This window comes from Chromobacterium sp. HL1 (genome assembly GCF_057418835.1).
This window is the reverse complement of record NZ_CP162399.1, coordinates 179,859-191,578: the sequence shown is the minus strand read 5'-3', so window position 1 is coordinate 191,578 and position 11,720 is coordinate 179,859. Positions and strand designations below refer to the sequence as shown.

Below are 11,720 nucleotides of genomic sequence, written 5' to 3'. Positions count from 1 at the left end.
AAGGCGGCGCGCGGCCGCCCGACGCTCTTCAATTAATATACGCCGCGCGCCATCGCTTGCAGCCGTTCGATGCGGTCCGCGGTCTGCGGATGGGTGCGGAACAGATCGCCCATCCCGCCGCCGGACAAGGGATTGATGATCATCATCTGCGCGGTTTCCGGGTGCGCCTCGGCGGCGGGCATCACAATGCCCTGCGCATAGTACTCGATCTTCTGCAAGGCGGAGGCCAAGGCCAGCGGGTCGCCGGAAATCTCGGCGCCGCCGCGGTCGGCCTCGAATTCGCGCGCGCGGGAAATCGCCATCTGTATCAGGCTGGCCGCCAGCGGCGCCAGCAGGGCGACGGCCAGACGCGGCAGCCAGCCCACCGGCTGGCCGTTTTCGTCGCGGCCGCCAAAGAACATGGCGAAGTTGGCCAGCGCGGATATCGCGCCGGCCATGGTGGCGGAAATAGTGGAGATCAAGGTGTCGCGGTGCTGGACGTGGGCCAGTTCGTGCGCCATCACCCCGCGCAGCTCGCGATAGTCCAGCATGCGCATGATGCCGCTGGTGGCGGCCACCGCCGCGTGCTCGGGACTGCGGCCGGTGGCGAAGGCGTTGGGCTGCTCTTCGTGAATCACGTAGACGCGCGGCATAGGCAGGCCGGCGCGCTGCGCCAGTTCCGCCACCATGCCGTAGAATTCCGGCGCGCTCTGGGCGTCCACCTCCTGCGCGTTGTACATGCGCAGCACCATCTGGTCGGAATTCCACCAAGCGTACACATTCATCGCCCCGCCGAACAGCAAGGCCAGAATCATGCCGCTTTTGCCGCCTATCATGCCGCCGATCACGGCGAACAGCGCCAGAATCGCCGCCATCAGCAAGGTGGTCTTGAACCAGTTGTCCGTCATTGCCGCCCCCTTTCCTCTCGCCTCAGTCTATCCGCTCACACGCCCAGCCGCGTGCCCGCCAGCTGGCTTCTGCCTGCGACGAAGTCCCGCGCGGCCAGCCGCTTGCCGCCGGCCGCCTGCAGCACGCTCAAGCGCACCAGGCCGGAGCCGCAGCCCACCAGCACGCCGTCCGCATCCGCGGCGACGATCACGCCCGGCTCGGCCTGGCCAGCTTCGGCGCCGGCCATCCACAGTTTCAGCGCTTCGCCGGCCAGCAGCGTATGCGCGCCCGGCGCCGGGTTGTAGGCGCGGATCGCCCGGGCCACTTCTTCCGCCGGCAGGCTCCAGTCCACCAAGGCCTCGGCCTTGCTCAGCTTCTGCGCGTAAGTGACGCCCGCTTCCGGCTGCTTGAGCGGGGCGATCCCGTCCAATCCGGCCAGCGTGGAGACGATGGCGCGCGCGCCTTCCACGGCCAGCTTGTCGTGCAGCGTGGCGGCGGTTTCGTCGTCGGCGATGGCCACAGGATGGATGGACAACATGTCGCCGGTGTCCAGGCCCACGTCCATCTGCATGATGGTGATGCCGGTTTCGGCGTCGCCGGCCAGGATGGCGCGCTGTATCGGCGCCGCGCCGCGCCAGCGCGGCAGCAGCGAGGCGTGGATGTTCAGACAGCCGCGCGCCGGGATATCCAGCACCGCCTGCGGCAGGATCAGCCCGTAGGCGGCCACCACCATCAAGTCGGCGCCGATGTCGCGCAGCATCTGCTGCGCTTCGTCGTTGCGCAAGGACGCCGGCTGCTCCACACGCAGGCCGTGCTCCAGCGCGACCGCCTTGACCGGGCTGGGCTTCAATTTCATGCCGCGGCCGGCCGGACGGTCCGGCTGGGTCAGCACCAGGGCGATTTCATGGCCGGCGGCGATCAACTCGCGCAGCGCGGCGGCGGCAAACTCCGGCGTACCGGCAAAGATCAATTTCATTCAAACCATTCCGGACGGGGCGCCCACGGCGCCACGGTCACATATTCTGTTTTTCACGCTTTTTCAGCTTGGTCTTGATGCGGGTCTGCTTCATCTGCGACAGATATTCTACGAATACCTTGCCGTCCAGATGGTCGATCTCGTGCTGGATGCAGATCGCCAGCAGGCCGTCGGCCTCCAGTTCGAACGGCTTGCCGTTGCGGTCCAGCGCGCGCACCTTGACGCGCTCGGCGCGAGTCACTTTGTCGTAAATGCCGGGCACGGACAGACAGCCTTCTTCATATTCCGTCTCGCCGTCCTTGCTCAGGATTTCCGGGTTGATGAACACGCGGCGTTCGTTCCGTTCCTCGGAAATGTCCATCACCACCAGGCGGTGGTGGAAATCGACCTGAGTCGCGGCCAGGCCGATGCCTTTGGCCTCGTACATGGTCTCGAACATATTATCGATCTGGATCTGCAAGGCCTCGTCGAAGACCTCCACCGGCTTGGCCACGGTGTGCAGCCGTTCATCCGGGTAATGCAAAATATTCAACAATGCCATCGGATTTAATGACTCCCCGTCGTTTCATTCACTCATCAAGTTGTCGTATCGCGATCGGCACGCCGATAATAGACATGTTCGAAACGCGATTCCTTGTATGCGGGCCACCCCCGCAGGTGTCCGTCCACCTTCATATTGGGGCATTTCCCATGCGTAAAAGCATTATATCCTTCGCCTTGGCCCTCGGGCTCGCCGCGCCCGCCTTCGCCGCCGATCTCCAGTTGAAGGCTGACGCGCCCAGCCGCTACACCGTGAAGCGCGGCGACACACTGTGGAGCATTTCCGGACGCTATCTGAGCAGCCCCTGGAAATGGCCGCGTCTGTGGCGGATGAACCAGGGCGAAATCAAGAATCCGCACTGGATCTACCCGGGCGACGTGCTGGCGCTGGACTATGTGGACGGCCAGCCGCGGCTGTCGCTGGCGCGAGGCGCGCAGCGCGAAGTCAAACTCTCGCCGCAGGCCCGCGTCGAGACGCTGGATCAGGCGGTGGCCAGCATTCCGGCCTCGGCAATCGAGCCCTTCCTTAAACGGCCGCTGGTGGTGGACATGGCGCAGTTCCTGCAATCGCCCAAGCTGATCGCCGGACCGGAAGAACACCTCACCGTCGCCACCGGGGACCGCGTCTACGCCACCGGCGTCAACGAGGCCGGCACCTGGCAGGCTTACCGGCTGGGCAAGCCGCTGCTGGACCCGGACACCAAGAAGGTGCTGGGCGTAGAAGCGACCTACAGCGGCGACCTGACCGCAGACAAGCCCCAAGGCGACGTTCAGACGCTGAAAGTCAGAAACGTCAGCGAGGAAATCCTGGTGGGCGACCATCTGATGCGCGCGCCGCAGCAAAACTTCAACAACTACGCCCCGCATCCGGCCGACGCTCATCTGAGCGGCAAGGTGGTCTCGGTCTACAACGGCGTGGACGGCGCGGCCCAATACTCCACTATTGTACTCAATCTGGGCCAGTCGCAGGGCGTCGAAAACGGTCATGTGTTCGGCCTGTTCAAAAAAGGCCGCCCGCTGGAAATCAAAGACGAACAGGGCAAGCGCACGGTGACGCTGCCGGCGGAGCGCGCCGGCAACGCCTTCGTCTACCGCGTGTTCGACAAGGTGTCCTACGCGCTGGTGCTGGACAGCCGCGGCCCGATCTACGTGGGCGACGGCGTGGCCAGCCCCGAGCAAGAATGAAGGCTCCGCCGCATGACTGGCTGTTGCTGGCGCTGACCCCCGGCATCGGTCCAGCCGGCTTTTTACGGCTGATCGACGCCTTCGGCGGCGCCGACGCCGCCTTGAACGCCAACAGCCGCCAGACCGAGCCCTTGATCGGCAAAGAAGCGGCCGAGGCCCTGCAGCGGCGCGAGGCCGCCGCCTCCGCCGAGGCGGCGCTGGAATGGGCGCAAACGCCGGGCTGCCAATTGCTGTCGCTGCTGGACGACGACTACCCGCCGCAGCTGGCCGAATCCAACTCGCCGCCGCCGCTGCTGTTCGCCCGCGGCCGGCGCGAGCTGCTGACCCAGCCCATGCTCGCCATCGTGGGCAGCCGCGCCGCCACGCCGCAGGGCAGGCAGAACGCGGAAAGCTTTTCCCGCGAACTGGCCGAACACGGCTATTGCATCGTCAGCGGCCTGGCCAGCGGCATCGACGCCGCCGCCCATCACGGCGCGCTCGGACAGCCGCCCGCCACCATCGCCGTGGTCGGCACCGGCATAGACCGCGTCTACCCGGCCAGCAACCGCCAGCTGGCGCACCGCATCGCCGAGGAAGGCCTGATCCTGTCCGAGTTCGCGCTGGGCATGGGACCGCTGGCCGGCCATTTCCCGCGCCGCAACCGCATCATCGCCGGCCTCAGCCGCGGCTGTCTGGTGGCGGAGGCCAATATCGGCTCCGGCTCGCTGATCACCGCGCGGCTGGCGATGGAGAACAACCGCGAAGTGATGGCCATCCCCGGTTCCATCCACAATCCGCAGTCTCGCGGCTGTCACCGGCTGATCAAGGACGGCGCCAAACTGGTGGAAACCGTGGACGACGTGCTGGACGAAGTGGGCAGGCTGCAACGCAAACGCCCCAGCGCCAAGCCGGCGGCCCCCGCGGCGGAATCGCCGCTGCTTGAAGCCATGGGATTCGACCCCATCAGTATGGATGCGCTTTCGACCACGCTCGGGTTGACTGTGGGGGAGCTTTACGCGATGCTGCTCGAACTTGAGCTGGCCGGCCTGGTGGCCAGCCATCCCGGCGGGCTTTTTCAGCGCCTGAAACCGGGCTGAACCGCGCTAACCCGCACTTTAAGAAGATAGATTGATGTTTGACGTACTCGCCTTCCTGTTTGAACAATTCCGCGATCCGGACGCTTTCGGCGACCGCGGCGCGCTGATGCGCCAATTGGAGGCCGCCGGTTTCGAGGACGAGGAGATCAACGACGCGCTGGATTGGCTGGACGGCATCAGCGGCCTGGACGACAGCGGCTACGTCGGCGCCAACGAAGCCAGCGGCATGCGCGTTTACGCCGAAGACGAGCTGGAGCACCTGCCCGCCGACGTGCGCGGCCTGCTGCAGTTCCTGGAGGATCACGGCGCCTTGACGCCCGCGCAGCGCGAAATGGTCATCGACCGCCTGATGGAACTGCACGGCGACGACATCAACGTCGGCAGCGCCAAGCTGGTGGCCTTGATGGTGTTGTGGGCGCAACAGGCGGAACTGCCCATTCTGCTGGGCGAGGCGCTGTTGGATGCCGTGCATGGCGAACCCACCATGCAATGACTTGTCAGCCTCATGGAGCGGGCTTAACATGCCGCCCTTGGCCGCCGGTTCCGGCGGCCGATCCAAGAGCGCTCTTGCGCTCTTGTTTTATTTGACGAATATATTTTCTGTCGACGCGAAATTTTCAGGGTGAAGCCTTCACCCTCCTTGTCGACGGGAACGCAGCAGCCCACGCACGGGCCTGGCGCCCTTCTGCCGCGCGGCAGAAACGCCCGGTCCGGACGGATCGGCCGGCATGCCGGCGATTGCACATAGAAAAGATAATATGCCCACCAGTCTCTTGATCGTCGAATCGCCTTCCAAGGCGAAAACGCTGAAGAAATACCTAGGCCCTGACTTTGAAGTCCTGGCTTCCTACGGCCATGTGCGCGATCTGGTGCCCAAGAACGGCGCAGTGGACCCTGAAAAAGGGTTCGCGATGAAATACCAGTTGATCGCGCGCAACAGCAAACACGTCGACGCCATCGTCAAAGCGGTGGGCGACGCCGAACACATCTATCTGGCGACTGACCCGGACCGCGAAGGCGAGGCCATTTCCTGGCATCTGGTGCAGATCCTCAACGGCAAGAAGCTGCTGAAGAACAAGACCGCCCAGCGCGTGGTTTTCCACGAAATCACCAAGAACGCGGTGCTGGAAGCGATCCAGAACCCGCGCGAAATCGCGCAGAACCTGGTGGACGCACAGCAGACCCGCCGCGCGCTGGACTACCTGGTGGGCTTCAACCTGTCGCCGCTGCTGTGGAAGAAGATCCGCCGCGGCCTGTCCGCCGGCCGGGTTCAAAGCCCCGCGCTGCGGCTGATCTGCGAGCGCGAGAACGAAATCCGCGCCTTCGTCGAGCAGGAATACTGGTCTGTGCATCTGGACAGCCACAAGGGCCGCACCAAGTTCGGCGCCAAGCTGACCTCGATGGCCGGCAAGAAGCTGGAACAGTTCGACATCCCCAACGAGGCCGAGCAGGCCAGCATACTGGCGCGGCTGGAAGGCCACCCGGCGGTGGTCAGCAGCATCGAGAAGAAAAAGAAATCTCGCAGCCCCGCCGCCCCGTTCACCACCTCCACGCTGCAGCAGGAAGCCGTGCGCAAGCTGGGCATGACCACCGACCGCACCATGCGCACCGCGCAGCAGCTGTACGAGGGCATAGACATCGGCCAGGGCACCGTCGGTCTGATCACCTATATGCGTACCGACTCGGTGGCGCTGGCGGGCGAGGCGGTGGAGGAGATCCGCGGCTATATCGGCCTGAAATTCGACGGCGACTACCTGCCCAAGAACCCGGTGGCCTACAAGAACAAGTCCAAGAACGCCCAGGAAGCGCACGAGGCGATCCGCCCCACGTCCATCCTGCGCACCCCGGACATGGTCAAGCCCTTCCTGACCTCGGATCAGTTCAAGCTCTACGACATGGTCTGGAAGCGGACGCTGGCTTGCCAGATGGCGCCGGCCAAGTTCGACACCACCAGCATAGACATCGCCGTCGGCGAAGGCGTTTTCCGCGCCACCGGCCAGGTGCAGACCTTCGCCGGCTTCCTCGCCGTGTATGAAGAAGACGTGGACGACGCCGAGGACGAGGACAACGCCAAGCTGCCGCTGCTGGACGAGGGCGAGACCCTGCCGGTGGACAAGCTCTACGGCACCCAGCACTTCACCCAGCCGCCGCCGCGTTATTCGGAAGCCTCGCTGGTGAAGGCCCTGGAAGAATTCGGCATCGGCCGGCCGTCCACTTACGCCAGCATCATCTCCACGCTGAAAGACCGCGAATACGTGGTGCTGGACAAGAAGCGCTTCCTGCCCACCGACACCGGCGACATCGTCAACAAATTCCTGACCGAGCACTTCGCGCAATACGTGGACTACAACTTCACCGCCAAGCTGGAAAACCAGCTGGATGAAGTGGCCAACGGCCAGCGCGAATGGGTGCCGGTGATGGACAGCTTCTGGAAGAACTTCTCCAAGCAGATCGCGGAGAAGGAGAGCATCTCCCGCGCCGAGGTCACCACCGAGAGCCTGGACGAAGCCTGTCCAAAATGCAGCAAGCCCTTGTCCATCAAGTTCGGCAAGCGCGGCCGCTTCATCGCCTGCACCGGTTATCCGGACTGCGATTACACCCGCAATATGGGCGAAACCGCCGAACAGGCTGCGGAAGAGGCGGAAGCGCCGACGGTGATCGAAGGCCGCAGCTGCCCGGAGTGCGGCGGCGAGCTGCACATCAAGAAGGGCCGCTACGGCAAGTTCATCGGCTGCGCCAACTACCCGAAGTGCAAGCACATCGAGCCGCTGGAAAAGCCGCGCGAAACCGGCGTGGAATGCCCGGAATGCAAGGCCGGCCAGCTAATCGAGCGCAAGAGCCGCTACGGCAAGCTGTTCTACAGCTGCAACACCTATCCCAAGTGCAAGTACGCCACCTGGAACCCGCCGGTGGCCGAGCCCTGCCCGAAGTGCAATTGGCCGATCCTGACCATCAAGACCACCAAGCGCCGCGGCACCGAGAAAGTCTGCCCGCAGAAGGAATGCGGCTATAGCGAGGTGATCGCGCCGCCGGAAGGCAAGGAAGCCGAGCCGGCTTAAGGGCTCCGCTTACGACAACAGCCCTGCGCGGGACACCGCGGCAGGGCTGTTTTCATTGAGGCCTCGCTTACGCTTGCGCCAAGCGCCGGATCACGCGGCCGGCGGCTCTGTGGGCCGGCGCGCCGCCTCGGCTTCGCGAATTTCCCTGCCCAGAAAGTAATTGAGCGCGGTGCGCAGCACCGCGATGGCGCCCAACTTGCCGATCTGGTCCCAACTGGGCGCCACCGCTGTGGACAGGATGTCGGCCGCCAATTGCAACTCCAGCGCCAGCGCCAGGAAGCGGGCGAAGCTGAGCCGCACCTGATTGTAATCGTCATGGTTGGCGCTGAGGCAGCGGCGAACATAGCGGACGCCCAGGGCCAGGATGCCGACGCCTATCACCAGCGCGCCCAGCGCTTCCACGCCCAACTTGAGCCAGAGCACGATGTTCAACACCCACTCCTCGACTCCGGATTCCACTGGCGACATCATCGGACGGCTCCCTCTGGGTTCAGGCAGCCGTCACCTTACCCGCTTCAGGCAAACAACACCAGACACCACACCGCGGTCAGATTGATCAGGCCCAGCAATTGAGCGGCGCTGCCCATGTCCTTGGCGCGCTTGGCCAGCGGATGCCGCTCCAGCGAGGTGTGGTCCACCGCCGCCTCGATCGCGGAGTTCAGCAGTTCGATGATCAGCGTCGCCAGCGAGCTGGCCACCAGCAAGGCGCGCTCCAGCGGCTGGGCATGGATGACGAAGGCCAGCGGGATCAGCACCGCCGCCAGCAGCACCAGCTGGCGGAAGGCGTCCTCATGCCGGAACGCCGCCTTGAGGCCGTCCAGCGAGTAACCGAAGGCGTTGATCAGGCGGGTGATCCCGGTTTTGCCTTTGAACGGGCTTTCTTTCATTGCTAGATCCATGCGGTTGGGTCGTCGGAAACGGCATCGGATGGCGGCCGGCGCTCCAGCATGCCAGCTCAAGATGACGACAATAAAAATCAAAACGGCCGACGTTGCCGCCGGCCGTGTTTATAAAGTCGTCGCAAACCGTGTCAGTGCGGCTGGCAACGCCGCTCCAAGGCGTCGATGTACAGGCCGGCGACCTTGATCTCGGTCTGGTCCATGATTTCGCGGAAGCAGGTGGGGCTGGTGACGTTGACCTCGGTCAGATAGTTGCCGATCACGTCCAGCCCGGCCAACAGGATGCCGCGCTTTTTCAGCTCCGGTCCCACCGTCCTGGCGATTTCACGATCGCGCTCGGTCAGCGGCCGCGCCTCGCCGCGACCGCCAGCGGCCAGATTGCCCCGGGTCTCCCCCGCCGCCGGAATGCGCGCCAGGCACCACTCCACCGGCTCGCCGTCTATCACCAGAATGCGCTTGTCGCCGTCGCGGATCTCCGGAATGTAGCGCTGCGCCATCACCGTGCGCTTACCGCGCAACGTGATGGTTTCAATGATCACAGACAGATTGGCGTCGTCCGGGCGCAGCCGGAAAATGCTGTCGCCGCCCATGCTGTCCAGCGGCTTCAGGATCACGTCCTGATGCTGGTTGATGAAGGCGCGCAGGCGGTGCGCCTCGCCGGTGATCAGCGTGGGCGCGGTCAGCTCCGGGAACTGCAAAATGGCCAGCTTCTCGTTGAAATCGCGCAGCGCCTGGCCGCTGGTGAACACCTTGGCCCCCTGCGCCTCCGCCAGCGTGAACAGCTGAGAGGCGTACAGGTATTCCATGTCGAAGGGCGGATCCTTGCGCATCACGGTGGCGCTGAAGGACTGCAAGGGCTGGCGATGCACTTCGCCCAGCTTGAACCAGGCCGGGTGTTCGCCCTCGTACTGGCCGGTCAGGCTCAGATCGCGCGCGTCCACCAGCACGCGGCCGCCCTCCACCGACAATTGATGGGCCTGGGCGAAGCTCAGGGCATGGCCGCGCGCGGCGGCCTCCTGCATCATCGCGAAGGTGGTGTCCTTGTAAAGCTTGAAGTGATCCAGCGGATCGGCAATGAACAGGATGCGCATGATTATCGGTCCTCGCTTGGCTTGGCGGCGTCGCGCAGCATGCGTTCCATGCCGCTACGCGCCGTTTGCATCATCTCGTCGGCCTGTGCGGCGACGGAAAGGAAAGTGGGCTCGTCGGCCCCATTATAGGAGCAGCCGAGGTAGCGCAGCGCTTCGCCCTGCTGCGGCGCGCCCAGCAGCGCCGCCAAGGGATTGGCGGACATCTCGTAGACGGACAGCATCGGCCCTTCCGCGCCGACGAAGCGGTAATACTGCTCCGTCACCCGGATCGGCGCGCGTTTGAGCCGCAGCCGGGACGCGGCTTCGGCCATTGTCCAAGCGGACGGCAGCGGCACCGACACGAACTCCTTGTGCAGCGCCAGCCGCGTCGTCTCCGCGCCGAACACCCGGATCGGCCGTTTCAGGTCATAGGCGTAAACGCCCAGCGTGCTGGCCTGCTCGTTCTTGCGTATCCAGTCCGGCCCCTTGTCGAACACCACGTCCAGCAAGGCCGGCTGCAAGGCCTGGTAGCGCTCGAACGACGCGCACTGCACCAATTCCTCCAGCGCCTGCGGCGTCAAGGCCTCGTCGGCGGCCGCCGAGGCCGTCGCCGCCAATAGCGCCAGGCTCAGCCAGGCTTTCATTCGTCCGCGTCCGGATCGGTGGCTTCCAACTCCAGCGAGGCGGCCAGCAGCGCCAGCCGCGAAATCACGCCGTAGGCGTAGAAACGGTTGGGCGCGCAGTCCGGCGTGCCCTGCTTGTCCGGCAGGCAGGCGGTTTCGAACGAGAGCGGCACGAAGTGCATGCCCGGCGCGTTCAGGTTTTCATCGATGCCGCGGCCGGTGTGCACGCGGTAGAAACCGCCGGTCACGTAGCGGTCCATCATGTAGACCACCGGCTCGGCCACCGCGTCCTCCACCGTTTCGAAGGTGTACACGCCCTCTTGCACGATGACCTCGGACACCTCCAGGCCTTCCTTGACCACCGACATCTTGTTGCGCGCCTTGCGGTTGAGACCCAGCACCTCGTCCGGGCTCTTCACGCTCATCACGCCCATGCCGTAGGTGCCGGCGTCCGCCTTGACGATGACGAAGGGATCGTTGTCGATGCCGTATTCGCGGTATTTGACGCGAATCTTGTCCAGCATCCGCGACACCTCGTCCGCCAATTGCTCCTCGCCGGTGCGGGCGTGAAAATCCAGGCCGCTACAGCTGGCGAAATAGGGATTGATGGTCCAGGGATCGATGGAGATCAAACGCGCGAAGTCCTCGCACACCTTGTCGTAGGCGGCGAAGTGGTTGCTCTTGCGGCGCACCGCCCAGCCGGCGTGCAGCGGCGGCAGCAGATTCTGCTCCAGGCCTTTGAGCAGGTCGGGAATGCCGCCGGACAAATCGTTGTTGAGCAGGACCACGCAGGGGTTGAAGCCGTCCGCCAGCACCAGGCGGTTGCCGCGGCGTTCGATGGGCTCCAAGCGCACGATGTCGCCGTTGGCCGATTGCAGCTCGGTCGGCTCGGTGATTTCCGGGTTCAGCGAGCCCAGGCGCACCTTGAGGCCGGCCTGCTCGAAAATATGCACCAGCGCGGCGATGTTCTGCAGGTAGAAGGTGTTGCGGGTGTGGTTTTCCGGTATCAGCAGCACGCTGCGCGCTTCCGGACACACTTTTTCCACCGCGCTTTGCGCGGCGTGGACCGCCAGCGGCAGAAAGTCGCGGTTCAGGTTGTTGTGGCCGCCGGGAAACAGGTTCATGTCCACCGGCGCCAGCTTGAAACCGCTGTTGCGCAGGTCCACCGAGCCGTAGAACGGCGCCGCGTGGTTATGCCACTGACTGCGGAACCAGTGTTCGATCTGAGGCTGGGCAGTCAGGATGCGGCTTTCCAGTTCGTAAAGCGGGCCGGTCAGTGCTGTTGCCAGATGCGGAACGGGCGGCATGGAATCCCCTTGGGTTTTCGAATTGAATTCGCTAATGGTGGGGGTGGCGCGGGATGAATTCAAGACTTGTTGTGTTGGGACCGTCAAAAAGCAAAGGACGCTTGCGCGTCCTTGTCGG

Annotated in this window: 12 protein-coding genes; 4 read left to right on the top strand and 8 right to left on the bottom strand. The window is 64.5% G+C overall.

Annotation, left to right across the window (positions count from 1 at the left end; all coding sequences use genetic code 11):
• Positions 1-32: 32 nt before the first annotated feature.
• From htpX to def, 3 genes are read right to left on the bottom strand one after another with little or no spacing between them, the layout of a single operon-like run.
• Positions 33-887, bottom strand: a complete 855-nt coding sequence (htpX, locus tag AB1Z25_RS00920; RefSeq protein WP_486636408.1) for a zinc metalloprotease HtpX — start codon at positions 885-887, stop codon at positions 33-35.
• Between the two features lie 35 nt (positions 888-922).
• Positions 923-1,843 carry a methionyl-tRNA formyltransferase gene (fmt, locus tag AB1Z25_RS00915; protein WP_486636407.1) on the bottom strand — a complete coding sequence of 307 codons (921 nt, stop codon included), beginning with the start codon at positions 1,841-1,843 and terminating at the stop codon, positions 923-925.
• Between the two features lie 37 nt (positions 1,844-1,880).
• Complete coding sequence (gene def / locus AB1Z25_RS00910) at positions 1,881-2,384, bottom strand: peptide deformylase (RefSeq protein ID WP_107797869.1); 504 nt, start codon at positions 2,382-2,384, stop codon at positions 1,881-1,883.
• Between the two features lie 149 nt (positions 2,385-2,533).
• Between def and AB1Z25_RS00905 the strand changes: the two genes are divergently transcribed.
• The 4 genes from AB1Z25_RS00905 to topA all read left to right on the top strand — a co-directional run bounded on the left by AB1Z25_RS00905 (position 2,534) and on the right by topA (position 7,703).
• Positions 2,534-3,568, top strand: coding sequence for a LysM peptidoglycan-binding domain-containing protein (locus AB1Z25_RS00905; protein ID WP_235084894.1), 1,035 nt, complete (start codon positions 2,534-2,536; stop codon positions 3,566-3,568).
• Positions 3,565-4,644: a DNA-processing protein DprA gene (gene dprA / locus AB1Z25_RS00900; protein WP_486636406.1), complete on the top strand. Its 1,080-nt coding sequence runs from the start codon at positions 3,565-3,567 to the stop codon at positions 4,642-4,644. Before AB1Z25_RS00905 ends, dprA begins: the two co-directional genes overlap by 4 nt.
• Positions 4,645-4,678: 34 nt before the next feature.
• Positions 4,679-5,137, top strand: coding sequence for a Smg family protein (locus tag AB1Z25_RS00895; protein WP_048413521.1), 459 nt, complete (start codon positions 4,679-4,681; stop codon positions 5,135-5,137).
• Positions 5,138-5,402: 265 nt separating this feature from the next.
• Entirely contained in the window at positions 5,403-7,703 is a 2,301-nt protein-coding gene (topA, locus tag AB1Z25_RS00890; RefSeq protein ID WP_227106512.1) for a type I DNA topoisomerase, read from the top strand.
• A gap of 90 nt (positions 7,704-7,793) precedes the next feature.
• On the opposite strand, the gene AB1Z25_RS00885 is transcribed toward topA, so the two are convergent.
• From AB1Z25_RS00885 to gshA, 5 genes are all read right to left on the bottom strand, one after another.
• Entirely contained in the window at positions 7,794-8,174 is a 381-nt protein-coding gene (locus AB1Z25_RS00885) for a DUF1622 domain-containing protein (protein ID WP_107797865.1), read from the bottom strand.
• A 44-nt stretch (positions 8,175-8,218) separates the two neighbouring features.
• Positions 8,219-8,590 carry a diacylglycerol kinase gene (locus AB1Z25_RS00880; protein ID WP_043635597.1) on the bottom strand — a complete coding sequence of 124 codons (372 nt, stop codon included), beginning with the start codon at positions 8,588-8,590 and terminating at the stop codon, positions 8,219-8,221.
• A 143-nt stretch (positions 8,591-8,733) separates the two neighbouring features.
• Positions 8,734-9,693: a glutathione synthase gene (gshB, locus tag AB1Z25_RS00875; RefSeq protein ID WP_107797863.1), complete on the bottom strand. Its 960-nt coding sequence runs from the start codon at positions 9,691-9,693 to the stop codon at positions 8,734-8,736.
• 2 nt (positions 9,694-9,695) lie between these two features.
• Positions 9,696-10,316, bottom strand: a complete 621-nt coding sequence (locus AB1Z25_RS00870; protein ID WP_486636405.1) for a hypothetical protein — start codon at positions 10,314-10,316, stop codon at positions 9,696-9,698.
• The gene (gene gshA / locus AB1Z25_RS00865) at positions 10,313-11,602 is read right to left on the bottom strand and encodes a glutamate--cysteine ligase (protein ID WP_107797861.1); all 1,290 of its coding nucleotides are present in this window, start codon (positions 11,600-11,602) and stop codon (positions 10,313-10,315) included. The genes AB1Z25_RS00870 and gshA overlap by 4 nt, the downstream gene beginning before the upstream one ends.
• Between the last annotated feature and the right edge of the window lie 118 nt (positions 11,603-11,720).